General features: G+C 53.8%; 23 protein-coding genes, 3 tRNA genes and 2 rRNA genes. 13 read left to right on the plus strand and 15 right to left on the minus strand.

The window, feature by feature from the left end; all coding sequences use genetic code 11:
- Nucleotides 1–32: 32 nt before the first annotated feature.
- From sbcB to minC, 4 genes are all read right to left on the minus strand, one after another.
- Nucleotides 33–1,526 (minus strand): exodeoxyribonuclease I, encoded by a 1,494-nt coding sequence (gene sbcB / locus CIK78_RS00155; RefSeq protein ID WP_096276081.1) that lies wholly within the window; start codon nt 1,524–1,526, stop codon nt 33–35.
- Nucleotides 1,527–1,620: 94 nt separating this feature from the next.
- The gene (gene minE / locus CIK78_RS00160; protein WP_096276083.1) at nt 1,621–1,872 is read right to left on the minus strand and encodes a cell division topological specificity factor MinE; all 252 of its coding nucleotides are present in this window, start codon (nt 1,870–1,872) and stop codon (nt 1,621–1,623) included.
- Complete coding sequence (gene minD, locus CIK78_RS00165) at nt 1,869–2,687, minus strand: septum site-determining protein MinD (RefSeq protein ID WP_096276085.1); 819 nt, start codon at nt 2,685–2,687, stop codon at nt 1,869–1,871. Before minD ends, minE begins: the two co-directional genes overlap by 4 nt.
- A gap of 154 nt (nt 2,688–2,841) precedes the next feature.
- Nucleotides 2,842–3,597 carry a septum site-determining protein MinC gene (gene minC, locus CIK78_RS00170; RefSeq protein ID WP_096276087.1) on the minus strand — a complete coding sequence of 252 codons (756 nt, stop codon included), beginning with the start codon at nt 3,595–3,597 and terminating at the stop codon, nt 2,842–2,844.
- A gap of 188 nt (nt 3,598–3,785) precedes the next feature.
- Here minC and CIK78_RS00175 point away from each other — a divergent pair, with 188 nt between their 5' ends.
- The gene (locus CIK78_RS00175; protein WP_096276089.1) at nt 3,786–6,605 is read left to right on the plus strand and encodes a DUF349 domain-containing protein; all 2,820 of its coding nucleotides are present in this window, start codon (nt 3,786–3,788) and stop codon (nt 6,603–6,605) included.
- Between the two features lie 112 nt (nt 6,606–6,717).
- On the opposite strand, the gene phbB is transcribed toward CIK78_RS00175, so the two are convergent.
- Nucleotides 6,718–7,464: an acetoacetyl-CoA reductase gene (phbB, locus tag CIK78_RS00180; protein ID WP_096276091.1), complete on the minus strand. Its 747-nt coding sequence runs from the start codon at nt 7,462–7,464 to the stop codon at nt 6,718–6,720.
- Between the two features lie 239 nt (nt 7,465–7,703).
- Between phbB and CIK78_RS00185 the strand changes: the two genes are divergently transcribed.
- Nucleotides 7,704–7,780: transfer RNA gene (locus CIK78_RS00185), tRNA-Met, on the plus strand.
- Nucleotides 7,781–7,917: 137 nt separating this feature from the next.
- Here CIK78_RS00185 and CIK78_RS00190 read toward each other — a convergent pair.
- Complete coding sequence (locus CIK78_RS00190; protein ID WP_192536225.1) at nt 7,918–8,400, minus strand: lysozyme inhibitor LprI family protein; 483 nt, start codon at nt 8,398–8,400, stop codon at nt 7,918–7,920.
- Between the two features lie 192 nt (nt 8,401–8,592).
- Between CIK78_RS00190 and CIK78_RS00195 the strand changes: the two genes are divergently transcribed.
- The 3 genes from CIK78_RS00195 to CIK78_RS00205 are packed head-to-tail and all read left to right on the plus strand — an operon-like array spanning nt 8,593 to nt 10,745.
- Nucleotides 8,593–9,537: a tetratricopeptide repeat protein gene (locus tag CIK78_RS00195; protein ID WP_096276095.1), complete on the plus strand. Its 945-nt coding sequence runs from the start codon at nt 8,593–8,595 to the stop codon at nt 9,535–9,537.
- Nucleotides 9,538–9,597: 60 nt separating this feature from the next.
- On the plus strand, nt 9,598–10,251 hold the full coding sequence (locus tag CIK78_RS00200) for a DsbA family oxidoreductase (RefSeq protein WP_096276097.1): 654 nt from the start codon (nt 9,598–9,600) through the stop codon (nt 10,249–10,251).
- The gene (locus CIK78_RS00205; protein WP_096276099.1) at nt 10,248–10,745 is read left to right on the plus strand and encodes a hypothetical protein; all 498 of its coding nucleotides are present in this window, start codon (nt 10,248–10,250) and stop codon (nt 10,743–10,745) included. The genes CIK78_RS00200 and CIK78_RS00205 overlap by 4 nt, the downstream gene beginning before the upstream one ends.
- 64 nt (nt 10,746–10,809) lie before the next feature.
- Here CIK78_RS00205 and CIK78_RS00210 read toward each other — a convergent pair whose 3' ends face one another.
- Nucleotides 10,810–11,994, minus strand: coding sequence for a PatB family C-S lyase (locus tag CIK78_RS00210; protein ID WP_096276101.1), 1,185 nt, complete (start codon nt 11,992–11,994; stop codon nt 10,810–10,812).
- A 37-nt stretch (nt 11,995–12,031) separates the two neighbouring features.
- Between CIK78_RS00210 and CIK78_RS00215 the strand changes: the two genes are divergently transcribed.
- From CIK78_RS00215 to CIK78_RS00240, 6 genes are all read left to right on the plus strand, one after another.
- Nucleotides 12,032–12,463 carry a hypothetical protein gene (locus CIK78_RS00215; protein WP_096276103.1) on the plus strand — a complete coding sequence of 144 codons (432 nt, stop codon included), beginning with the start codon at nt 12,032–12,034 and terminating at the stop codon, nt 12,461–12,463.
- A gap of 84 nt (nt 12,464–12,547) precedes the next feature.
- A complete protein-coding gene (locus tag CIK78_RS00220; RefSeq protein WP_096276105.1) occupies nt 12,548–13,357 on the plus strand; it encodes a hypothetical protein in 810 nt (269 codons plus the stop codon).
- A gap of 59 nt (nt 13,358–13,416) precedes the next feature.
- Nucleotides 13,417–13,824, plus strand: a complete 408-nt coding sequence (locus CIK78_RS00225) for a thioesterase family protein (protein WP_096276107.1) — start codon at nt 13,417–13,419, stop codon at nt 13,822–13,824.
- Nucleotides 13,825–13,866: 42 nt separating this feature from the next.
- Complete coding sequence (locus CIK78_RS00230) at nt 13,867–14,193, plus strand: hypothetical protein (RefSeq protein WP_096276109.1); 327 nt, start codon at nt 13,867–13,869, stop codon at nt 14,191–14,193.
- Nucleotides 14,165–14,686 carry a DUF501 domain-containing protein gene (locus tag CIK78_RS00235; protein ID WP_096276111.1) on the plus strand — a complete coding sequence of 174 codons (522 nt, stop codon included), beginning with the start codon at nt 14,165–14,167 and terminating at the stop codon, nt 14,684–14,686. Before CIK78_RS00230 ends, CIK78_RS00235 begins: the two co-directional genes overlap by 29 nt.
- A gap of 34 nt (nt 14,687–14,720) precedes the next feature.
- Nucleotides 14,721–15,263, plus strand: coding sequence for a TIGR00730 family Rossman fold protein (locus CIK78_RS00240; protein WP_096276113.1), 543 nt, complete (start codon nt 14,721–14,723; stop codon nt 15,261–15,263).
- 40 nt (nt 15,264–15,303) lie between these two features.
- Here CIK78_RS00240 and CIK78_RS00245 read toward each other — a convergent pair whose 3' ends face one another.
- Together CIK78_RS00245 and CIK78_RS00250 are read right to left on the minus strand one after the other, a co-directional pair.
- Nucleotides 15,304–15,816 carry a hypothetical protein gene (locus tag CIK78_RS00245; protein ID WP_096276115.1) on the minus strand — a complete coding sequence of 171 codons (513 nt, stop codon included), beginning with the start codon at nt 15,814–15,816 and terminating at the stop codon, nt 15,304–15,306.
- A 35-nt stretch (nt 15,817–15,851) separates the two neighbouring features.
- On the minus strand, nt 15,852–16,346 hold the full coding sequence (locus CIK78_RS00250; protein WP_096276117.1) for a tetratricopeptide repeat protein: 495 nt from the start codon (nt 16,344–16,346) through the stop codon (nt 15,852–15,854).
- A 248-nt stretch (nt 16,347–16,594) separates the two neighbouring features.
- Between CIK78_RS00250 and CIK78_RS00255 the strand changes: the two genes are divergently transcribed.
- Entirely contained in the window at nt 16,595–17,626 is a 1,032-nt protein-coding gene (locus CIK78_RS00255; protein WP_096276119.1) for an NADP(H)-dependent aldo-keto reductase, read from the plus strand.
- A 153-nt stretch (nt 17,627–17,779) separates the two neighbouring features.
- Nucleotides 17,780–18,559, plus strand: a complete 780-nt coding sequence (gene yaaA / locus CIK78_RS00260; RefSeq protein WP_096276121.1) for a peroxide stress protein YaaA — start codon at nt 17,780–17,782, stop codon at nt 18,557–18,559.
- Nucleotides 18,560–18,569: 10 nt separating this feature from the next.
- Here the strand turns inward: yaaA and CIK78_RS00265 are convergent, their stop codons facing one another.
- The 6 genes from CIK78_RS00265 to CIK78_RS00290 all read right to left on the minus strand — a co-directional run bounded on the left by CIK78_RS00265 (nt 18,570) and on the right by CIK78_RS00290 (nt 23,422).
- Entirely contained in the window at nt 18,570–19,148 is a 579-nt protein-coding gene (locus CIK78_RS00265) for an isochorismatase family protein (RefSeq protein ID WP_096276124.1), read from the minus strand.
- A 136-nt stretch (nt 19,149–19,284) separates the two neighbouring features.
- Nucleotides 19,285–19,473, minus strand: a complete 189-nt coding sequence (locus tag CIK78_RS00270; RefSeq protein WP_096276126.1) for a hypothetical protein — start codon at nt 19,471–19,473, stop codon at nt 19,285–19,287.
- Between the two features lie 239 nt (nt 19,474–19,712).
- Nucleotides 19,713–19,828: ribosomal RNA gene (rrf, locus tag CIK78_RS00275) — 5S ribosomal RNA — on the minus strand.
- Nucleotides 19,829–19,991: 163 nt separating this feature from the next.
- Nucleotides 19,992–22,889 (minus strand): 23S ribosomal RNA (locus CIK78_RS00280).
- A gap of 264 nt (nt 22,890–23,153) precedes the next feature.
- Nucleotides 23,154–23,229 (minus strand) — tRNA-Ala (locus tag CIK78_RS00285).
- 116 nt (nt 23,230–23,345) lie between these two features.
- Nucleotides 23,346–23,422, minus strand: a tRNA-Ile gene (locus CIK78_RS00290).
- Nucleotides 23,423–23,568: the final 146 nt, after the last annotated feature.

Here is a 23,568-nt window from a genome sequence, read left to right on the forward strand (position 1 = left end):
CAAGCGCTAGCGAGGATCTCACTATCACCGGCTCAGGCGTCAAACGCCTGGGCCGGCATCATTGCCTCTACAAACATCACCAGCTCTTCTAGAATTTGTCTTTCACGATCGCTGAGCGTTTGCTGATTGTATTGGGCAATTTCGCGCGCAAATGCCTTAAGCGTAAAGCCGGCTAAACCAGGGTCATTGATGCGCATCCAGCGAAACGCTTCCCACTGCTCCCGCTCATCGCCTTCCAGCGTGTCTGGGTAGCTGCGGGCACGAAAGCGAAATAGCATCTCTTCCAGGCGCGCATCTTGAAATGCAAAGCGCTCGCCCACTAGATCCCAAGGCTCCATGGTGCGCGCACGCTCCATCTGCTGGCGGTCTGCGGCGGAGAAAAAGCTGCCCGAATAAAGCATCAGATCAGGATCCTGCGAGCCGTCGTCGTAGCCTGCACTAAACACCTCTGCGACTTTTTCTGCTATGCCGCTGGCATCGCGCAGCGTTTTCCAGTGCTGCCGACAGGCTGCTACATCGAGCCCTAAACGCGTGACGATGCTGCCGTACTCGCCCTGCTGCGGCCCCTCAACGTCTTTCAAAGCACTGGCGGGGAAAACCACCGGGCAGCGATTGATATGAATTACTTTCAAGGGAATCCGTGCTTCGCCTTCGGTCAAATCCTGCTGACTAACAAACACGCGGTCACGAATCTGTTGTGCTGACATGCTGAGCAAATCATCAGGATCAACGCTTAAGTCGTAGACAATCACGCCGTTTGGATTGGAGGGGTGCTCGGCTAGCGGCATCACCAATGCGCTACATCCGCGGCTTGCAGGGTAGCGGCGCGAGATGTGCAGCAGCGGCTTGGCGTTAGCTAAGTCGAGCTGGTGAGCAACTGCACGCTTACCGCGCAGACCGAGTAGATAATCAAATAGCTTTGCATTACGTGCCCTAAGTAAGCGGGCCAGCGCAATCGTCGCCCGCACGTCGGCCACCGCGTCATGGGCGCCCTCATGGGCAATACCGTTGGCCGCGGTTAAGTGTTCAAGCTTAAAACTAGGCGCGCCGTCTTCGCGCAGCGGCCACTCGATACCGGCCGGGCGCAGTGCATAAAAAGCGCGCACAATATCGATTAAATCCCAGCGGGAATTGCCGTTTTGCCACTCGCGCGAATAGGGATCAAGCAGGTTGCGATAAAACAGATGACGCGAAATCTCATCGTCAAACCGCAGGCTGTTGTAACCCACCACGCAGGTACCAGGCTCGCTCATATGGCGCTGAATTTGGCCTGCAAACTCTGCCTCAGGGAGGCCATGACGCTGGGCTTTTTGGGGGGTAATGCCGGTGATCAAACAGGCAGTGGGATGGGGCAAATAGTCATCGGCTGGTTTGCAGTAAAGCTCTATCGGCTCACCGATTTCATTTAACTCGGCATCCGTACGCAGCGCCGCGAATTGAGCAGGACGGTCGCGTCGCGGGTCAGCCCCGAAGGTTTCATAGTCATGCCAGAGAAAACTGGCAGGGGCAGCATTGGGTGGCGCCATGAATAAACACTCCGCTGGGCAATGAAAAGCCCAAGCCTAGCACACCCGCCACCCCTTTCGCCGCGTCTTCAGCGCTTTGACTCAGCGCTTGACCTCAACCCTTAGGCAGGGTGACGTTCAGCTCCAGCACGGAACAGTTATCTTCACTGTCCAGCGAAATCTGAATCGCATCGTCGTCTACCTTAACGTAACGACGAATCACCTCTAGCAGCTCGCGCTCAAGCAGCGGCATATAATCCGGCTGACCGCGCTGACCACGCTGATGCGCGACAATGATTTGCAAACGCTCTTTTGCCACCGAAGCGGATTTCCTGCGCTCACGCTTCAAAAATTCCAGTAATTTCATCGACGACCTCCCCCGAACATGCGGCTCAGTAGACTTTTGCGCTGCACCTCATGAAAGCGCAGCGGTATGTCTTCACCGAGCAAGCGCGACACCGTATCGCTGTATGCTTGGCCTGCATCGCTAGAGATATCGTGCGTAACGGGTACGCCCTGGTTAGATGCGCGTAGCACGGCTTCTGACTCAGGAATTAAGCCCAGCAAATTAATTGCTAGAATTTCGCGAATATCGTCCAGTGTCAGCATGTCACCAGAGGTAACTCGTTCAGGGTTGTAACGCGTCACCAACAGGTGCTCTTTAATAGGGTCTTCACCCTGCTCTGCGCGGCGCGTTTTAGAGGCCAGCAGCCCTAAAATACGGTCTGAGTCGCGCACTGACGAGACTTCAGGGTTGGTCACTACAACCGCTTCATCGGCAAAATACATAGCCAGCTGCGCGCCGCGCTCAATACCCGCGGGGGAATCACACAGAATGAAATCGAAATCTTCTTTCAGCTTCTCCAGGATTTCGGCAACGCCTTCCTGGGTTAACGCATCTTTGTCGCGGGTTTGTGAGGCCGGCAAAATAAACAAATTTTCAACGCGCTTATCGCGAATCAACGCCTGATTCAGCCCTGCTTCGCCTTGAATAACGTTGACTAAGTCGTACACCACGCGACGCTCGCAGCCCATGATGAGGTCCAGATTACGCAGACCTACATCGAAATCGATGACGACGGTTTTTTTACCACGCAGCGCAAGCCCTGTGGCTATTGCTGCTGCACTGGTGGTTTTACCAACCCCTCCTTTACCAGAGGTCACTACAATTATTTTGGCCAAAGGTCACTTCCTTCTTGAAGTCATTTGTCGTGAGCGCGAGTGATCAAGCGCTCTACGCATAACGGGAACGTCAATGTTATCAACTTGCCACACTGTAACGGATAGTGTCTTCGGCGTCGCTAGGCGTAAAGCGCCTGCCCGCGGTCACACCACACTAACCGAGTGGCTTAATTTCAAGCTGTTCTTTTGTAAAGTGAACTTCTGCTGGCCGCCCCAGCAGCTGTGAATCAATATCTTCCATGCGCTTGTAATTACCCGCCACGGATAACAGCTCCGCCTCAAGTTCACGGCAGTAAATACCCGCCTGAATATTGCCGTGAATACCCGCTAAAGCACGACCACGCAGCGCGCCATACACATGAATACTGCCGGCGGCTAGTACCTCCGCCCCGGCATTGACGGCGCCAATCACAACCAGATCTCCCTCAGAGGCACTGACCTGCTGCCCCGAACGGACAGTGCCACGGAAAAGACGTGTACCAAGTGCAGGCGCATCTGACTGCTCATTTTGTCTTGTCGCGTCTTCAGCGGTTACTTCATGCACTGGCGTTCTATCGACACTTTCAAGCGCGCGTGCACGGCCTTCTTCAACCGGAGGAAACCAGCCCAGTCCAAGTGCCCATGCCGACTGGCGCACCGGCTCGGTTCCTCCACGCACGGCCACAGGCAAAAGTTTGTGATCCCGACACACAGCACAAATACGCTCAAGGGCTAAGTGGGGTTCATTCAGCTTTTCCACGCTGAGCACAACCGGTGTATGCTGAAAGAATGCGGGGGCCTGCGATAGCTTGCCGGCCAGCTGCAAACGGATACGTTCCGGGTCGGCGCTGCTTAGCTCCATGACGGTCATCGGCAGCATGCCACCTTTGAAGGTAAAGGCCACTGCGGCACTATCCAAGTTAAGGCTCATGGCCGAACTCCATGTCATGTTTAGATTAGATAAAGGTAGCGCACTATTCACGCATTGTGATGTAGAAAATAGTCGCTTACCAGATCATAGTAAGACCAAGCTAAGCGACAGCGCCGGTGACTGCAACCGCCTTGTCGTAGAAGACTGCTTTTTTTTAGCGCTATACACCTCATACAGCAGGATGATCCATGCACGGACTGTTAAGACGCCTGTTCGCCCCTCGGTGGCAGCACCCGGACCCTGAGGTCCGCCGCCAGGCCCTCCAGCGACTCGACCCACAGCATAACGAACAGCGCCAAGCGCTGCAGTCGCTCGCTCAAGATAGCGATAGTCACATTCAGCTTGCCGCGCTGCTCGCTCTTGATGACTGTGCGGGCCTCGTCAAAGCGTATCCACAACACCTGCAAGAAAACGCCTGGTTTAATGCCGTCTGCCAACGGGTAAGTGGACGTGAGGGCCATACCGATCTGCAGCAGCGCCAAACACTTATTGAGCAGATCGACGAGCCGCGAGCGCTGAGCGCCGTTGCCTTGCAAGGCGACAATCTCAGTCTGCGCATGAGCGCGCTGGATAAGCTCACTGATGACAATGACTTGATCCATCAGGCGTGTCATAACGGCGTGGCGGCCGTTCGCCATCAGGCCGCCGAGCGCATTGAAGACGAAGAAGGGCTGAAGCGGTTACTGAAAGAAGCCCGCCGTGATCGCCAGGTGGTTCGCTTAGCGCGTGATCGTCTTAACCGCCTACGCAGCGACGCTCAGTGGCAGGAAGCCGAAGAGCAGCAGCGAGAAAAGCTGCTTAATCAGCTTGAGCAGCATGCCCGTGCGCCCTGGGAGCCTCTTTACGGCGGCCGCCTCCGCCACCTCCATCGCCAGTGGGATCAGCTTACTCAGCCCGCCAGCGTTGAGCAGGACCAACGTTTCCACCACGCCCTGCTCAACGGCCGCAAGACGTTGCACGACCACGAAACCCAAGAGCAGGCGCGTCAGCAAAGTGCAGAGCAGCGCGACGAAGCCGAAAATACCCGCGAGCAGCTGCTTGAAGGTATCGAAGAGACCCTTGACGGCCTGCGTCATGCCAGCGCCATAACTGCCCAAGATATCGACAGCCTGCGCGCCCAGCGCCAGCTTTTAGGCCAGCGCTGGCAAACGCTGTCCGACATGCATCCGCCTAGCGACACCCTCCGCCAACGCCATGCAAGGGCCATTCAGCACTACGACCAGTGCTTAGAAACATGGCAACGCTGGAGCGCTACCAGCCCTGCTATCGAAATTGCCCTGGGCAATGGCGATCACTCGGATTTGGCAACGCTGGTTGCTCAGTGCCAGTGGCCCGAAAGCTTTTCGTCGCCAAGCTTACTGAGCCGCGCCCAGGCGGCTCTCAGCGCGGAAAATGCCGCCCCGGCACAGCCGACCACTGAAGATACGGCCACAGTAGAGACCCATGCGGCGGAGCTGGATACATTTGAGCAGTTGCTAGAACGCGGTGCTTTTAAGAGCGCTAGCCGGCTTCACCAGCGGCTTAAACCCAACATAGAAGCACTAGAAAGCATCGCTGCCCAGCCTCTCAAAGTACGTTTAAAGCATCTTGCCGCCCGACTTGCAGAGCTTCGCGATTGGCGTGGCTTTGTCGCCGGGCCAAAACGAGAGCAGCTGTGCGCCAGCATTGAAGCACTGGCCAGCGATCTGCACATGGACGAAGCCGCGCTCGACCGCCATCATCGCCAGCTGGTCAAAGAGTGGAAATCCCTGGGTGACGCGGCGGCTAATCGAGAGCAGTCCGCTCGTTTTCGCACCGCTTCAGACAGCATTCATGAACGCCTGGCCCCTTGGCGAGATCAATTGAGCGAAGAGCGTGCGGCCAACCTGAAAGCTCGCGAGACCCTTTGCGATCAGCTTGAAAGCCTACTGGAACAGCCCGCAGAAGATGCTGACCCCGATATACTTCGACAGATTCGCGATAAAGCACGCCATCAATGGCGCCATTACAGCCCCATCCCGCGAGAAGGCTCTGAGGCCTTAGGGCGTCGCTTTGGCGTCATTCGTCATCGCCTGCAAACGCTGATAGACCAGCGCGCTGAGACCATCGCATCACAAAAATTGGCGCTGATTAGCCAAGTCGTAGCGCTGCGCAGCGACGATAGCCAGCCGCTGGCACAGCGTATCCATCTGACGAAACAGCTTCAGCACCAGTGGCGTGCACTAGGCCGCGCGCCCAAGGGTGAAGAGCAAGCGCTTTGGAAAAACTTTCGTCACGAGTGCGATCAGCTCTTTGCCCAGCGCGATGCGCATAAAAACGAACAGGCCGCGCGTCAGCAAAAACAGCTGGATGATATGCAGACGCTAATTGACCAAATGGAGAGCTGGCAGCCCATTAACGTCAGCGAGGCGGCCAGCCTAGACAACTTCCTCAAGCAGGCCAGCCAGCTAGAACCGCTGCCACATAATCGACGTAGCGAAGGCATGCAGCGCCGCATGAGCGGCATAGTCCGCGCGCGACGAGAGCGCTTGAACCGTCTTGCGATCGCCGATACGGTCCAGCAGTGGCACGCCATCATGCCGTTAGTGAATGCTCACTTAGCTTCCGACGAGCACTATCTAGGCGAAGCCATTGCCGACGATGTTGATGCTCAAACGATACTCAGCGCTGCGCTTCCCGCAGAGTTCATCGCCGCTCATCACGCACGCAATGAACAGCGCCTCAGCGTTAAGGCACCGCTCTCAGATGCGGAACTCAGCAAAATAGCTGACTCTCTCGCTCGCTTGAGAGTGCACCTTTCAATGCTGGCACTGGGCAGCGTGCGCCAAAGCGATGAGCCTTTACGCCTTGCCATTCAGGTAGAGCGCCTGAATGAAGGTTTTAATCAAGAACGTAGCCGTGACCAGAATGTCACCGACATTTTAGCTGCACTATTGGCGCTAGGGCCGATGCCTGCCGCGCTATGGGCCGCTGAAGTGGAAGAGTTTGATAATCTACTGAGCCGGCTAGCAAGAGTGCCGCTGCCTTAGCGAAAGCGTGGCTTAACGCCATCGATAAAACAATAACGGGAGGCTGAAAAGCCTCCCGTTTGCGTGCTCACATAACCAAGCACACATGCCGTTATCAGCTAATAGCGAGCCACTAGCCCATAAACTGACCGCCATTGATATCGATGTTAGCGCCCGTAATAAATCCTGACTCCTTATCGGCTAAGAAAGTGACCAGACGGCCAATCTCTTCCGGCGTACCATAGCGCTTCACCGGAATCGTTTCCCTGATGGCTTCACGCACTTTTTCTGGAATACTCATAATCATATCGGTGGCGATGTAGCCAGGCGATACGGTATTGACGGTAATACCCTTGGTCGCTGTTTCCTGCGCCAATGACATGGTTAAACCGTGCATCCCAGCTTTGGCGGCCGCGTAGTTGACCTGGCCAAACTGCCCCTTGCGGCCATTAATGGATGAAATATTAATAACCCGTCCATAGCCATGCTCAAGCATCATCTCAATGACGCTGCGGCACGTATTAAAAACGCTGTTGAGGTTGGTATCGAGCACTTCGTACCACTGCTCATAAGACATTTTTTTCATGGTGCCATCACGCGTAATGCCCGCACAGTTCACGAGCACACTGATGGGTCCGTACTTGTCATGAATTTCGCGGGCACCTTCCAGGCAGGCATTGTGATCGGACAGGTCGACGCCGGATAGTTCGATATTGCTATAGCCGTCAGCCTGCTGCGTTTCTAGCCAGGTTTTGGCCTTATCGGGGTTGCGGTAACCCGCGACGACCAGATAACCCGCATCTGCCAACGAACGGCAAATCGCCGTACCGATACCACCAGTTCCACCAGTTACCCAGGCGACGGGGGCTTGATTGGCCATTGACTACCTCCCTGATATGACAAATGACTTGAACCTAACAGCACAGCACTACGCCTGCACTACTCTAGTGCGCCCGTTGGTCAAGCAATACACCAGCGTAAGCTTTTTATTGTGACTATTTGAAGCATCGCGATACGCCCTTAATATTGCAGTAGTACGCCGCGAACCGCTATAAGCCGAACGTGTTAATACGCCTGTTGACTTCACGCAAAAAGCCTGTAGAATACGCCACAAGTTGATGCGGGGTGGAGCAGTCTGGTAGCTCGTCGGGCTCATAACCCGAAGGTCATCGGTTCAAATCCGGTCCCCGCTACCAAATATAGAAGAAGCCAATACCTTATGGGTGTTGGTTTTTTTGCTTTCTGGGCTCCAGAAAACTCCCTATCTATGCTGAATGACATCCCTCTCAACGATCAATCTTTGGCAGCTAAGCTTAATTCACTCAAGCATGCACTACTCCAACATAGATTCTAAGCGCAGCGCCTGCTCGCCCGTCAACTGCGTGACGCACTGCATCTCAGAAAGATTGGCGATGGTGGGGTCTTGAACCGAAATGAATTCACACATGCCATCGCGAAAAGACAGCCAAGTGCGGTGCGCATCGAGTAACTGTGTGCGCAGAAGCTCAGTGGATTGCTCGGCCTGCATTGCGCTATAGGCCTCACTCAACCTAGCATCCCAAGACTGCAGCACACCCTCGTAGCATTCGGTCATCGCCTCTGCCGTATCGCCATCGCTACGATTAGCCATGCACTCATGCGCCGGCTGACCAATACAATCGACCTTCTCTCCAAAGGTGTCAGTCGCCGCCAAACACTCTTCGATACTCTGACGATACGGCTGCTCATCCTGAGCATAAGACGTACTTGTGCATAAAGCCCAAGCAACAATGCCGACAAGGCACAGGCGTAGCCTAGGTAGCTTCACTAACATCATCAGTATTCCTTCCATGACGGCGTATCTTTACTTGTAACGCATCTAAGATACGAACACCGTATCAGCTTTCCCATTGTTATAGCATGATTAAGCGCTTCTATATTCCTTGCCAGCCAATGTCACGGTTGAATATTCCCCGCAGCGCCTGCATATCATGGGTAGCTTTCTTCTTTTTTAAGGTTGAGTCTAGCCATGCAAATTATTGACCCCCGCTCGGGTAAGCCGCTTACTGCCGATCCTGACAATACCGCAACGACGACCGCGAACGCTGAGCGAGCAAACGTACGTCCCGAAGATGTCATTATTGAGCTGAATGCAGGCAATATTCAGCAGATTCTGGAAGCATCAAAGCAGGTTCCGGTGCTAATGGGCTGCTACTCGCCTGCCAACGAGGCATGCAGGACGCTACTCGCGGTGCTGGAAAAGCTAGCGGTTGAATACGCAGGCGCCTTCCTACTTGCCAAGCTCGACATTGATACCAATCCAGAAATTGCTGGTCAGCTAGGCGTGAGCTCTGTGCCTGATGTAAAGCTAATCAGTCAGGGTGGTTTAGTGGATGGCTTCCAAAGTGCGCTGCCTGAAAAAGAAGTGCGTGAGTGGTTAAACCGCTACTTCCCCGCTTCCGGCGAAGCCCCGCCCAGCCCAGAAGATCTGGCGGAAGAAGCCCTAAAAGCAGGCGATACCGCTGGCGCGCGCGATATTTATCAAACGCTCATTGGCCAATATCCTGAACACTATGCCTATCAAATAGCGTTTGCGCGCGTGCTGGTCGCCGAAAATCGCTATGACGAAGCGCGAGACGTGCTGAATAATTTACCGCCGGAAGAACGCGATGCCGCGCCTGCGCGTGGAGTACGTGCCAGCATCGAGTTTAGCGAGCAGGCACTCTCGGCTGACGAGATCGCCGCGCTTGCTGATCGCACCGATAGCGAGGCGCAGTATCAGCGGGCTCTGCGCCAAATCGCGGATGGCCACTATGATGAAGGTCTACAGGCGCTGCTTGCGCTGATGAAGCAAGACCGCGCCTACAACGATGACGCAGCGCGTAAAACGCTCCTTCAGGCGTTCGATGCGCTAGGCGCGGACCATCCACTGACCGTTGCCTACCGCCGCAAACTCTTTGCAATGCTCTATTAAGCAACTTTTCACATCTTCTTACGCATGGCGCGCATATCTGACAACGCTGCTTGAGGAATCATGAACAAACAAGACAAGCCATTACGCATAGATATCGTGTCGGATGTCGTTTGCCCCTGGTGCATCATCGGCTACCGACAACTGGCCGAGGCGTTAAAAGCAACCGACACAGCGCATGAGATTCATTGGCACTCATTTGAGCTGAACCCTGACATGCCGCCTGAGGGCCAAAACCTGCGCGACCATATTGCTGAGAAATATGGTACCAGTGCCCAGGAGTCCGAAGAGAGTCGGCGCAAGATGACAGCGCTTGGTGCAGATGTCGGGTTCGAGTTCCGCTTCAGTGACGATACGCGTACGTACAACACCTTCAACATACACCAGCTTCTGCATTGGGCCGGCCAGCAAGAGCGTATGCACGATCTTAAACTGGCTCTTTTTACTGCTCACTTCACCCATCAGCGCCATCTTTCTGACAACCATGTGCTGGCAGAAATAGCCGCAGAGATTGGCCTGGATCGCTCCGAAGCTCTAGCGATTCTTGAGAGTCAACGCTTTGCTGAAGAAGTGCGCGATGCGCAGCGCGTTTCGCGGGAACAAGGCATTCAAGGCGTGCCAGCCGTTATTTTCAATCGCCGTCATCTTGTGACGGGCGCACAGGGAATAGCAAACTACACCCATATTCTGGAGCAGTTGGAGGAGATGCAGGATTGAAGTGGCATGCAAGCTCTGTTGCCAGATATAGCTGCAGCGCTCGTTCCAACGAACCTTGCTACTTGCAGAATGCTTTTAGCAACTGGCATAAAATTGTTATAGCATGGGCGATTGCCCATTATCATAGGATGTATCGTTTCGTGAAAAAAACTATCTCCGCACTCGTGCTCCTAGGCCTCTTCGTCAGCCATGCTGCTAGCGCACAAACACAAGAGTGCTCAGCCGAAGCGCTGATGACTGCCAATCAGGAAGTTCAAATTCAGATGGCGCAGTTTGCCGAGCAAAGAATGTCCTCGGACGCTCAAAACAGCGATGCAATGGCTGAAATGGAAAGCATTCTTCAGAATGCAGGTGTGAATAATACGATTGCTAAGCACGCAGACGAACTGGAAATGATGGAGCCTGGTTCTAACCACCAGCCTTCCCAGGCGCTGTGTGATGATATGTATGCCATGAACGATCGCCTGAGTGCAGAGCTGAAGCAGCGCCAGTAGCACGCCCTCTCAGAAGAGGGGTCGCGGCGTTTAGTCCGCGCCCCTCCCTGTACTTAGCGATGCCTTAATCTCCGCATCTAACGCCTTTGTTTTTCAACATGGCGTCCATACGCGACAACGCCACTTCCAGCTGAGAAGCAGTGGTGCCAAAGTTAAGCCGCACAAAGCCGGGGCAACCAAAGGCTGCTCCGTCCGAGAGCGCCACGCCCACCTCGCTCAGCAGTGTTTGATATGGCGCCTCACCCAGCCCCGCCTCGCGCATATCTAGCCATGCCAAATAGGTGGCCTCAGACGCATGCCAATTAACGCCCGGCCAAGTCGCCACGCGCGCTTGCAGGGTGTCGCGATTCTCGCGTAATACATTTAACAGTGCCTGTCGCCACGCCTCTCCTTCACGATAAGCGGCCTCCGCCGCAACCAAGCCCAGCACATTACCGTCAGGAAGCAGCCCTTTTGCTGCGGCGGCAAATCGCTTGCGCAGCTTAGCATCGGGAATCACCGCGCAGGCGCTGGTTAAACCGGCCAAATTAAAGGTTTTAGACGGTGCCCACAGCGTAATGGTGCGCTTCGCTAGTCCAGGAAACGCCGCGGCCAACGGGCGATGCTGCGCCCCCTCGTTTAATAGCAGGTCACAGTGCAGCTCGTCTGACACTACCCAAAGGTCGTGGCGCTCCACCAGCGTAGCCAGCGCTGCCAGCTCTTCATGTCGCCATACACGGCCGGTCGGGTTATGAGGCTGACACCACAGTAACAAGCGTGTTCTAGGCGTAATTGCCGCCTCTAGAGCAGCGATATCGAGCTGCCAAGGCTCGCCCGGCGCGGTAGGTTGCGCCAGCATGGCCTGCTGAGGCAGCCGCCCCGTTCGCTCAGCCACCGCTAAGAAAGGTGGGTAGATCGGTGCGACGGTCAATACGCCGTCGCCAGGTTCAGTCAGGGCCAACGCTGCTAGGTGCAATGCCGGCACCACCCCAGGCAACCACTGCTGCCACTCGGGTTGAATGCGCCAGTCATAGTGTTGAGCACTCCACTGACACAGCGTTTCTGTTAACGTAGCCGGCACTTCGCCATAGCCATAAACACCGTGGGCCACTCTCGCCTGTAGCGCATCAATGACCGCTGGCGGCGAGCAAAAGTCCATATCGGCAACCCACAGAGGTAAGATATCGTCACCGTAACGGTGCCATTTCTGTGATGCCCAGTCACCTTCTGGATGGCGGCGTTCAATAGGCGTGGCAAAATCATAGGCCATAAAAAATCTCACTCATTCAATAGGAGTTGTGCTGAGCATGCCGCAAGATGACTTTTATACCAAGATGCGCGCTGGGCTTCCCGCTCTTTTGCGCCAGTGGCGTGCACTAGGCCAGGCGGATGCTGACCGCTTGGCGCTGATTCTCGCCGAGACGGCACGGGTGGCCAAGCTGGGTGAGCCTGAAAGTACGCCGAGCGGCTCAACGCTCGATGCATGGAGCACGGCCAGCGCGGATGACATTCCCCTCTGGGCACCCCGTACGGCGGTATTTCTGCTCAATCAAATGCCCGCTCGCCCGACACCGAATAGCGATGCTGAAGCCTGTGCCTGGGCCTACTGCTGGCTGCGGAACCGATCGTTTGACTCACTACAGGCCGCTCATGAGGCGCTCCCCACGCATTTAAAAGCACCGCTAGACAATGCGCTAGAGGCCGCGTGGCGCGACCAGCAAGGGCTGCGCTTAGTCTAAATGACGATGCTTATGCATCAATATCTTTAAAATAAAATACTTAAAATCAAAATAGCGATACCATAACCGTGAGGGCAACGCCGCATGTTAGAAATTCCGCTCACTTGGCAGCTAGCGAAACTCAGCCTCTCAATCAGCATGGTATTAGGCCTGGGTGCGATTGCGATGCGTACGAGCCCTCGTACGGCCGGGCTACTCGCCGGCTACCCGCTAGGAACGTCCTTGACGCTGTTTTTTATTGGTTTAGAAATTTCTCCAACATTTGCAACCCAAAGCGCGATACATACACTGGCGGGCTTTACCGCGACAATAGCGTTAGGCGCTGGTTACTTAGTGGCAGGCGGACGACAGCCCGGCATTAAAGGCATGGCGAGCGGCGTGGCCGGTGGCTTTATAGCATGGTTCACTGCCAGCAGCCTACTCACTCAGTTTGACTTCACCCGGCTCAGCGGTACGCTAGTAACACTGTGCGCTATTGGCGTGTTTAGTACGCTGTTCCGCGCGATCCCTGATGTAAAAAGTCCCGCTAGCCGTGCATTTTCACTATCAGCGCTGGCCGCACGCGCCTGCCTTGCAACCATCATCGTGTTTACAATCACGCGGCTAGCGCATTGGCTCCCGCCCGCCTGGGCAGGCACCCTGGCTGCTTTTCCTGTCACTATGCTGCCCTTTCTGCTGATCCTTCACTTGAACCATGGCATGGCACCGGTAGCCACTGTCATTAAGCATTTCCCGATGGGACTAGGCTCACTGCTAAGTTACACGCTATGCGTTTCCTACACTTATAGTTCGCTAGGGCTTTTGTGGGGCACATTGGCTGGGTTCGCAGCGGCGACGCTATGGCTGCTGGGATGGATGCAATTGACCGCTTGGTATCAGCGCCGCACCACTTGACCAAGAGCTTGGTTGGGATAATCCTAAATGAGCTGCGTTGCTAACAATGAGGATACGCCATGTTTACCCGCACTATTGAGCCCGCGTTTTATGACACCGACGCGCTAGGGCATATTAATAACACGCGGCTACCCGCGTGGTTTGAACTCGCCCGCAATGACTTGTTTAAGCTCTTCACACCCGATTTAAACCCTAAGCAGTGGCGTTTGATCATGGCGCGCATGGAAGTCGACTATCGAGCTGAACTGTTTTACGGTCACGATATCGAAATACGCACTTACTTAACCCGACTAGGCAATAGCTCGTTTACAGTGACCCAGGAGGCACGCCAGCACGGCAAGCTCACCAATCTTGGTCACGCCGTTATGGTGCAATATGACCATCAGGCCAAATGCGCTGTACCGATCAAGGACGGCCTGCGCGAAGCGCTAACGGCGCATGTACAGGATGCGCCTGAACCTGCCTGATTGACGTCGCCCCAGGCAGCTGGGGCAACAGGAGCCCGTACAATGGCAATCCGTTACACTCTCTGGCTAGACCCTGACAACGTTGCCCAGCATCGCGCTGTCGAGGCTGACCTTGAGCATTATTTTATGGAACGCTTCGCCGACTATCCGCATATCCGCTTGTTCGGTGCAGACCCCTACGATTATGATGCCCCCTTCAACCGCCTTTATGACGTGTTAATGGCACGAGCCGCTGAATACTGTGAGCGGACGTGGTGCTATGTCGCGTCACCCGAACAGCTCAACCGCTGCTTTTTCCGTGCTGTTGGCCGCTCAAATAAATTTGTGAGAGACCAGCCCAATGGTGATACGCACCAATCAGGTTCCTGACGAGCGTCAGCTCGCCATTATTGCCCAACAACTTGGCCGCGCACCGCGTGGTATCGAAGCCGTTGCCGCCACTGACGGTGAAGGTACGCCACTAGTTCTGCGTATGGCTCCCATTGTTGATGGCAAACCCTTTCCAACGCTGTACTGGCTTTGTTCAGACGTGCTTAAAGTCGAGATTTCACGTATTGAGGCCGTTGGCGTTATCAAAGCGCTGGAGCAACGTCTTCAGGAAGAGCCCGAGTTTCTTGAGGCTTACCAGCAGAGTCACCGCGATTACGTCACCGCTCGCTGGGACTATATGAGCGCCGCTCAGCGTGATGAAGTCGCACAGCTCGGCTATACCGACGTGCTGACCGAGCGCGGCATTGGTGGCATTAGCAATTGGCAACAGATTCGCTGCCTGCATACTCAGTACGCCCACCATCTATGTGGTGACAATGTGATCGGTCAATGGATGGATCAGCAGCATCAGATCGACCGCCACCTGCCCTAGCAATTGCTCATTTTTAGCATAAGGAATTAACTGGATGTCTAGAATTTGTGTTTATCTTGGCTCCCGTGAAGGCAACAGCCCAGGCTTTCGTCTGGCAACCAATGCGCTCGGCCGTGCACTGGCTGCACGTGGCCACACGTTGGTTTATGGCGGCGCACGCCTTGGCCTTATGGGCGAACTGGCGAATGCGGCTTTGGAGGCTGGCGGCGACGTCATTGGCGTGATGCCCGACCACTTGGTTGATCGCGAGCAGGCGCATTTTGGCTTAAGCGAACTGATCCGAGTGCGCAATATGCACGAACGCAAAGCCACCATGGCGGCGAATGCCGATGCTTTTATCGCGTTACCCGGCGGCATTGGGACATTTGAAGAGCTGTTTGAAACATGGACGTGGGGTTATCTAGGCCTGCATACCAAACCGATGGGCTTGCTGAATATTGATGAGTTCTACTCACCGCTGCTAACCTTTTTAGACAGCACCGTCGGCCATGGCTTTTTAGCCTCAGCGACTCGTGACATGTTACTGGACGCAGCGACGCCCAATGAATTGCTTGATGCGTTAGAAGAACAGCTATAGGGCGGAGAAGAAGATATAGTGAGGAAAGAGTAAAACGTGGCTAGCGGCCCGCATGCTCGGTGAGATGGCGGGTGTGCTGATAGGTAAGCTGCAGTAAGCGGGCATCTTCACCCGCTCGATGGCGGTGAATGCCGCGCTCGGTGATCAGCGTTTCTTTGGTATCGCTCCACAGTGCCTGCTGGTCTTCGCTAAGCAAAATCCTTAATGCTTCAAGACGAAAGCGCGGCAGCATTCCTGCGTGGTGAAAGAGTAATGAGAGCCAGGTATTGTCGTAGCCCCAGCTGTCGCTGTAGGCTTTTCCCAATTCGCTCATCTCATCGTTCAGCCATTGCGCGACTTGACGAACCGGATAGCCTTCGCGGGTAAGACGATCACGGGAGATGCCGTGCAGCAGCTCGGCCTTAGGATCCCAGTGTGTCCACTCATCAAGTGGTTGAATAAGGAAAGCGCAACAGCTTCCATCTGCACGTGCGATACCCACTTCAATGGGATAGCTGCCACGCCCAAACCCGGACGCTTCAATATCTAACACTGTGGGTAGCGTCTCGGACACAAACTTCCTCACTCAATCAAAAAGCAGTAGCGATTTCAGGCCGCGGCTGCTTCGTCTAGCGGCTGCGCAATAGCCTGTCGCTGCCAGTAAGCCGCCTGCTCACCGTCAACGGCCAATCCTAACTCACCCAAGCGGTAGGCTTGAGCAAGGCGCTCAGCGGCTAAACAATGGCCGGCTTGAGCGGCACGCGCGTACCAAGTAACCGCGTAGTCTTCGCGACGCGGATATTGAACACAGCCATGTTCGTGAATTTGCGCGACCTGGTACTGTGACGTTAGGTGCCCTGCATGCGCAGCTTCCAAAACGTAACGCGCACCGCGCGCTTTATCTTGCGGGGTTTGGCTGCGATGAAACAACATGTGGCCATACATAGACAGCGCATCAGGATGCCCCGCGTCTGCACAGCGTTTAAATAAACGCATCGTTAAGCGCTGCGTACGCTTTGAGCGCGGCAGCAGCCAGCGATTATGAGACAACCTTTCGGCCAATCTAAATTCTAGCTGAATAAACAACATTGATGCCTGCAACATGGCAAACAAACCTGCCTATCTGTTGAAACCTTGGGCTAGCAGTCACTCAAAAATTGACGCCAACCACACGAGAAACCGGCCTTTAGCCGGTCGACGGGCTGGCAAGCATACGCCTGCCTTAGCGACGACTCAACCCCATTAATTTGCTGCTTTTGCAACGCCTCGCTAACATGCCCTACACACGCCGTGAACTATGCGGGTAATGGCTGCTTATCTTGTCGCAATTCCACCTTAGCTAGGAGATACATATGCAAACGCGCCCACTTGGCAGAACGGGTATGGAGGTCAGCAGACTCTGCTTAGGAACGATGACGTTTGGTGAGCAAAATAGCGAAGCCGAAGCTCACGAACAGCTTGATCGCGCCGTGGCGTTTGGCATTAATTTCATTGATACCGCTGAAATGTATCCCGTTCCTCCGATGGCCCAAACTCAAGGCCTCACCGAGCAGTATGTCGGTAGCTGGCTAAAACAACGTGGCTCAAGAGACGATGTCATTATTGCCACGAAGGCCGTTGGCCCAGGGATTGAACATATCCGCGGGGGGCCGCGTCTGACGCGTGATCATATCCATCGCGCCATCGATAGCAGCCTTGAGCGGCTAAATACAGATTATGTTGACCTCTATCAGCTCCACTGGCCCGACCGCCAAACCAACTTCTTTGGCAAGTTGGGCTATATGCATAGTGATGACGAAGAAGCGACGTCACTTGAAGAGACGCTCTCGGCGCTTAAAGAATTAGTCGATGCGGGCAAGGTGCGCGCCATTGGGCTTTCTAATGAAACACCATGGGGAGTGATGCGGTCACTGCAGCTAGCTGACCAGCTTGATCTACCGCGTGTCGCCTCAATTCAAAATCCCTATAATCTTCTCAACCGCTCCTTTGAAGTGGGCTTGGCTGAGATTGCTCATCGCGAAGATGTCGGCCTACTTGCCTATTCGCCGCTAGGATTTGGCGTGCTCTCGGGCAAATATCTTAACGGTGCTCAGCCATCGAAAGGTCGCTTGACACTTTATGAGCGTTTCAAACGCTATACCTCGCCAGAAGCAGAAGCCGCGACGCAGGCCTACGTGACGCTGGCCCAACAGCATGATTTGGACCCGGCACAAATGGCGCTCGCGTTTGTTAACTCACGCAGCTTCTTAACCAGCAATATTATTGGTGCTACCACCATGAACCAGCTGGAAAGCAACCTTGCTAGTGAAAGTCTAAAGCTTGATGACGACGTATTAGAGGCGATCGAAAGCATCCATCGCAGAATGTCGAACCCCTGCCCATAAATGAGTTTAAAAAATAGATGGTAAAGACTGCTTCTAGGAGCAGTCTTTAAACCGCACTACCCCCTCATGCACCAAGCTATCGCGTCTATAGCCTCGGCCTTCGCCAAGGCTTGGTATACTTGCACTCACTAATGATGATTCCAGGAGTACGCGATGCTGAGCGTTATTTCACCGGCGAAAACGTTGGATTTTGAAACACCGTCAACGACTGACGACGTCACTCAACCTACCTTTTTATCGCACAGCCAACCACTTATCGATATTTTGCGCGATTACTCGCCACAGCAAATCAGCGAGCTGATGGGCATCAGCGATAAGCTGGCGGGGCTGAACGCTGCGCGTTTTAAAGAATGGCAGCCACCCTTTACACTAAGCAATGCAAAACCTGCCGCTCAAGCCTTTCAAGGCGACGTCTACACCGGCCTACAAGCGGAGTTGTTCAGCGATTCAGACAATCGCTATGCGCAGTCACACTTACGTATACTTTCCGGCTTATATGGCCTGCTACGGCCCTTGGATTTAATTCAAGCCTACCGCCTGGAAATGGGCACTAAGCTAGCCAATAGCGCAGGTAGTGATCTTTACGCCTACTGGAAGCCTATTTTGACACCGGCTCTCGACGAAGCTATCTCTGAAAGTGGCTCTAACGTACTAGTGAATCTTGCGTCTAATGAATACTTTAAAGCGGTAGATACTAAAAAACTCAACGCGAGAATCATTACACCGGTGTTCAAAGACGAGAAAAATGGCACGTTCAAAATCATTAGCTTTTATGCCAAAAAAGCGCGCGGCCTGATGAGCGCCTGGCTTATTAAGGAGCAAATCAACGACCCAGACCGCCTTCAAGACTTTACCGTCGCTGGCTATCGCTTCAATGCCGCTTCATCACAGGGCGATACGTTCGTTTTCACCCGTAAAGAAACGGATCGTTAGAAAATCAGGCCTAGAAGAAACGGACAGGGCGCGTGGAGCGGGGCTTTAAAAGCTGCTGGTGCGCCTCTTTAAACAGCGCCGTGTCACAACGGTGCAGCCATTCATAGGCCACCATATCGGCTGACACCGCGACTGCCCCGCTCTGACAGGCGCGTTCACGGGCAAGCACTGCTTCCTGTGGACGTCGACTAGCCGAGGCATCGCTTAGCCAGTACAGCTCGTAGCCTGCCTCTAATAGCCCTAACCCTGTTTGCAGTACGCAAATATGGGCTTCCGTTCCACACAAGACGATCTGTGTTTTCCCCGTAGCGTTCAGCGCTTGGCGAAAATCATCTTCAGACATGGCGCCAAAATGCTGCTTTTGCCAGAGCCGATAGTGGTTGCTCAGGCAGGCGAGCAATGACGTCGACGTGCCTCCCAGCTTGCCTGGCGATTGCTCGGTTAGCCATACGGGCACCTCAAGCAAGCATGCTATTTCGCCGAGCCAAGCCGCTTCGCTAACGGCTTCCTCACCGCCGTCAATCACAGGCAGCAGCCGCGCTTGAAAATCGACCATTAAGAGCAAACTTTTATCACGCTGTATTTGCACGTCGGCTCCTACATTTCAGTTGTTATCGTTATTAGAGCTATATATCGCTGTTAGAACCATAGTCGACATTCCATAAACAACAAAGCAGCCGCTTTTCGGCGACTGCTTTGGCTAATGCATGCAACTAATACTCGGCCTAGTCTTCGGCAGCATCTTCAATATTTTCGCCTAGATCTTCCATGCTCTCACCGGCACTTTCCGCGCTCTCATCAATGCTTTCACCGGCTTTTTCAGCAGGCCCTTTATTATCGCAAGCGATCAGCCCACCTGCCGTAAAGGTCATCAATAGTGCGATTGCTAACTTCTTGGCTAATGACATCGTCATATGCTTCTCCTCCTGAGATTTTACGTCATAACACATTCACCATAATACTAGATGGTGCTCGTCTACAATACCATGACAAATACGCAACCTGTTGTTATAACAACCTTTAAAACATATTTATTCGAGTTTCAAAGCACCCAACACGTTAAAATTGTTAAACAATGAGCAGCATAACTGTCGTTTTTTCACGCAAAAAAAATCCCCCGGGGCATGTGCCCTGGGGGATTTTTCGTATAAGTGCCTGACGATGACCTACTCTCGCATGGGGAGACCCCACACTACCATCGGCGCTAAGCGGTTTCACTTCTGAGTTCGGCAAGGGATCAGGTGGTTCACGCGTGCTATGGTCGTCAGGCGTAACTGGTCGTATATCATGCTGATGTGATCGTTTCTTGCTGTCGTGCCGCCTGCTTGTTCACTCTTGATGAGTGGGCTGGGCCACACGCTGCGTATCCGGCTTTTTTTTGATGCGTTAACATCATAACGTTATCACTGCGACCAGACCCCTTGGGTGTTATAGAGTCAAGCCTCACGGGCCATTAGTACACGTTAGCTCAACGCCTTGCAGCGCTTCCACACCGTGCCTATCAACCAGCTGGTCTCGCTGGGCCCTTCAGGAGGCTCTAGGCCTCAGGGATGTCTCATCTTGAAGGGGGCTTCCCGCTTAGATGCTTTCAGCGGTTATCCCGTCCGACCATAGCTACCCGGCAATGCCACTGGCGTGACAACCGGAACACCAGAGGGTCGTCCACTCCGGTCCTCTCGTACTAGGAGCAGCCCTTCTCAAACATCCAACGCCCACGGCAGATAGGGACCGAACTGTCTCACGACGTTCTAAACCCAGCTCGCGTACCACTTTAAATGGCGAACAGCCATACCCTTGGGACCGACTTCAGCCCCAGGATGTGATGAGCCGACATCGAGGTGCCAAACACCGCCGTCGATGTGAACTCTTGGGCGGTATCAGCCTGTTATCCCCGGAGTACCTTTTATCCGTTGAGCGATGGCCCTTCCATACAGAACCACCGGATCACTAGAACCTGCTTTCGCACCTGCTCGACGTGTCTGTCTCGCAGTCAAGCACCCTTATGCTCTTGCACTCAATGCACGATGTCCGACCGTGCTGAGGGTACCTTCGTGCTCCTCCGTTACTCTTTAGGAGGAGACCGCCCCAGTCAAACTACCCACCACACACTGTCCTCGATCCGGATAACGGACCTGAGTGAGAACGCCAATGATGCCAGGCTGGTATTTCAAGGTTGGCTCCCTTCGAACTGGCGTCCAAAGTTCAAAGCCTCCCAGCTATCCTACACAGGCAACATCAGCGTCCAGTGTGAAGCTATAGTAAAGGTTCACGGGGTCTTTCCGTCTAGCCGCGGGTACACCGCATCTTCACGGCGATTTCAATTTCACTGAGTCTCGGGTGGAGACAGCGTGGCCATCATTACGCCATTCGTGCAGGTCGGAACTTACCCGACAAGGAATTTCGCTACCTTAGGACCGTTATAGTTACGGCCGCCGTTTACCGGGGCTTCAATCAAGAGCTTCGCCTTGCGGCTAACACCATCATTTAACCTTCCGGCACCGGGCAGGCGTCACACCCTATACGTCCTCTTACGAGTTAGCAGAGTGCTGTGTTTTTAATAAACAGTTGCAGCCACCTGGTATCTTCGACCGGTTCGGGCTAGGAGAGCAAGTCTCTTCACCCTACGCCGGCGTGCCTTCTCCCGAAGTTACGGCACCATTTTGCCTAGTTCCTTCACCCGAGTTCTCTCAAGCGCCTTGGGATTCTCTCCCTGACCACCTGTGTCGGTTTGGGGTACGGTCGCACATGATCTGAAGCTTAGAGGCTTTTCCTGGAAGCGTGGCATCAGTGACTTCCTGACCGTAGTCAGTTCATCTCGTGTCTCGGCTTTAAGATCCCGGATTTTCCTAAGATCTCGGCCTACTCACTTTCACCAGGACAACCAACGCCTGGCTCACCTAGCCTTCTTCGTCCCCCCATCGCAACCATGTCCGGTACGGGAATATTAGCCCGTTTTCCATCGACTACGCCTTTCGGCCTCGCCTTAGGGGCCGACTCACTCTGCTCTGATTAGCATCGAACAGAAAACCTTGGTCTTCCGGCGAGGGAGTTTTTCACTCCCTTTATCGTTACTCATGTCAGCATTCGCACTCGTGATACCTCCAGCAGACTTCTCAATCCACCTTCATTGGCTTACACGACGCTCCTCTACCGCGCATCATTATCGAAATAATGACGCACCCGTAGCTTCGGTACCTGGTTTAGCCCCGTTACATCTTCCGCGCAGGCCGACTCGACTAGTGAGCTATTACGCTTTCTTTAAAGGATGGCTGCTTCTAAGCCAACCTCCTAGCTGTCTAAGCCTTCCCACATCGTTTCCCACTTAACCAGGATTTCGGGACCTTAGCTGACGGTCTGGGTTGTTTCCCTTTTCACGACGGACGTTAGCACCCGCCGTGTGTCTCCCACGCTGTACTCACCGGTATTCGGAGTTTGCCTCGGGTTGGTAAGTCGGGATGACCCCCTAGCCGAAACAGTGCTCTACCCCCGGCGGTAATACGTGAGGCGCTACCTAAATAGCTTTCGAGGAGAACCAGCTATCTCCGAGCTTGATTAGCCTTTCACTCCGATCCACAAGTCATCCAAATCTTTTTCAACAGATCCTGGTTCGGGCCTCCAGTTGATGTTACTCAACCTTCACCCTGCTCATGGATAGATCGCTCGGTTTCGGGTCTATATCCAGCGACTGTGTCGCCCAGTTAAGACTCGGTTTCCCTACGGCTCCCCTATACGGTTAACCTCGCCACTGAATATAAGTCGCTGACCCATTATACAAAAGGTACGCAGTCACAGAACAAGTCTGCTCCTACTGCTTGTACGCACACGGTTTCAGGATCTATTTCACTCCCCTATCCGGGGTTCTTTTCGCCTTTCCCTCACGGTACTGGTTCACTATCGGTCAGTCAGGAGTATTTAGCCTTGGAGGATGGTCCCCCCGTCTTCAGTCAAGGTTTCTCGTGCCCCGACCTACTCGATTTCACATGATCAGATTTTCGACTACAGGGCTATCACCTGCTACGGCCAGACTTCCCAATCTGTTCGTCTAATCAGTCACATGCTTAAGGGCTGGTCCCCGTTCGCTCGCCGCTACTAGGGGAATCTCGGTTGATTTCTTTTCCTCAGGGTACTTAGATGTTTCAGTTCCCCTGGTTCGCCTCTTACACCTATGTATTCAGTGTAAGATACTGACCTTATGGTCAGTGGGTTTCCCCATTCAGAGATGTCCGGGTCACAGGTTGTTGCCACCTCACCGAACCTTATCGCAGGCTACCACGTCTTTCATCGCCTCTGACTGCCTAGGCATCCACCGTGTGCGCTTCATTGCTTGACCCTATAACCCGAAGGAGTCTGGTGTCTCGCAATGATAACGTTCATTTGCCGGATACGTATAAAACGTATCACAATTTAAGAACTCACCTTGCGGTGTGTTCTTGTCAGCATGATATACATTGTTAAAGAGCGGCTGTTCAATGAACAGTGATAAAGCAACGTGCTTTAAACGACAGCACAGTGACTTATCAGTGGTCACAAAACATTAACAAACGGTCGTTAAGGTACTAAATTAAAGTGCTAATTTAAAACACCGTTAAATAAATGGTGGAGCCAAGCGGGATCGAACCGCTGACCTCCTGCGTGCAAGGCAGGCGCTCTCCCAGCTGAGCTATGGCCCCATCTAGCTAACGACTATTAAAACTACATCCGGGTAATTTTATTCAGAACAAGGCATTTTATGACGAAGCATAGCCTGCTATGCGAGTCATAAAATAACGCAGTGCTGGATAAAATTTGGTGGGTCTGGGCAGACTTGAACTGCCGACCTCACCCTTATCAGGGGTGCGCTCTAACCAACTGAGCTACAGACCCGGTTTACTATCAGCTCGAAGGCATTACTAACTAGCCAACCTCACCCTACTTTTTATTAAAGGCAGGAGGTGTGCTCTAACCAACAGAGCTACAGAGGGGATCGTGCTTAAACCGTTTGCTCTCTATGATCTGATCAGGTAATTCAT

This window comes from Halomonas sp. JB37 (assembly GCF_002332255.1).
GTDB lineage: Bacteria > Pseudomonadota > Gammaproteobacteria > Pseudomonadales > Halomonadaceae > Vreelandella > Vreelandella casei.

Coding starts and splice junctions, on each gene's coding strand:
- CIK78_RS00235 (WP_096276111.1), top strand. CDS start 14,165: ATGGTGATACGCACCAATCAGGTTCCTGACGAGCGTCAGCTCGCCATT.
- CIK78_RS00230 (WP_096276109.1), top strand. CDS start 13,867: ATGGCAATCCGTTACACTCTCTGGCTAGACCCTGACAACGTTGCCCAG.
- CIK78_RS00240 (WP_096276113.1), top strand. CDS start 14,721: ATGTCTAGAATTTGTGTTTATCTTGGCTCCCGTGAAGGCAACAGCCCA.
- sbcB (WP_096276081.1), bottom strand. CDS start 1,526: ATGGCGCCACCCAATGCTGCCCCTGCCAGTTTTCTCTGGCATGACTAT.
- minC (WP_096276087.1), bottom strand. CDS start 3,597: ATGAGCCTTAACTTGGATAGTGCCGCAGTGGCCTTTACCTTCAAAGGT.
- CIK78_RS00210 (WP_096276101.1), bottom strand. CDS start 11,994: ATGGCCTATGATTTTGCCACGCCTATTGAACGCCGCCATCCAGAAGGT.
- CIK78_RS00270 (WP_096276126.1), bottom strand. CDS start 19,473: ATGACGATGTCATTAGCCAAGAAGTTAGCAATCGCACTATTGATGACC.
- yaaA (WP_096276121.1), top strand. CDS start 17,780: ATGCTGAGCGTTATTTCACCGGCGAAAACGTTGGATTTTGAAACACCG.
- CIK78_RS00195 (WP_096276095.1), top strand. CDS start 8,593: ATGCAAATTATTGACCCCCGCTCGGGTAAGCCGCTTACTGCCGATCCT.
- CIK78_RS00250 (WP_096276117.1), bottom strand. CDS start 16,346: ATGTTGCAGGCATCAATGTTGTTTATTCAGCTAGAATTTAGATTGGCC.
- CIK78_RS00175 (WP_096276089.1), top strand. CDS start 3,786: ATGCACGGACTGTTAAGACGCCTGTTCGCCCCTCGGTGGCAGCACCCG.
- CIK78_RS00255 (WP_096276119.1), top strand. CDS start 16,595: ATGCAAACGCGCCCACTTGGCAGAACGGGTATGGAGGTCAGCAGACTC.
- CIK78_RS00225 (WP_096276107.1), top strand. CDS start 13,417: ATGTTTACCCGCACTATTGAGCCCGCGTTTTATGACACCGACGCGCTA.
- CIK78_RS00200 (WP_096276097.1), top strand. CDS start 9,598: ATGAACAAACAAGACAAGCCATTACGCATAGATATCGTGTCGGATGTC.
- minE (WP_096276083.1), bottom strand. CDS start 1,872: ATGAAATTACTGGAATTTTTGAAGCGTGAGCGCAGGAAATCCGCTTCG.
- CIK78_RS00220 (WP_096276105.1), top strand. CDS start 12,548: ATGTTAGAAATTCCGCTCACTTGGCAGCTAGCGAAACTCAGCCTCTCA.
- phbB (WP_096276091.1), bottom strand. CDS start 7,464: ATGGCCAATCAAGCCCCCGTCGCCTGGGTAACTGGTGGAACTGGTGGT.
- CIK78_RS00190 (WP_192536225.1), bottom strand. CDS start 8,400: ATGATGTTAGTGAAGCTACCTAGGCTACGCCTGTGCCTTGTCGGCATT.
- CIK78_RS00215 (WP_096276103.1), top strand. CDS start 12,032: ATGCCGCAAGATGACTTTTATACCAAGATGCGCGCTGGGCTTCCCGCT.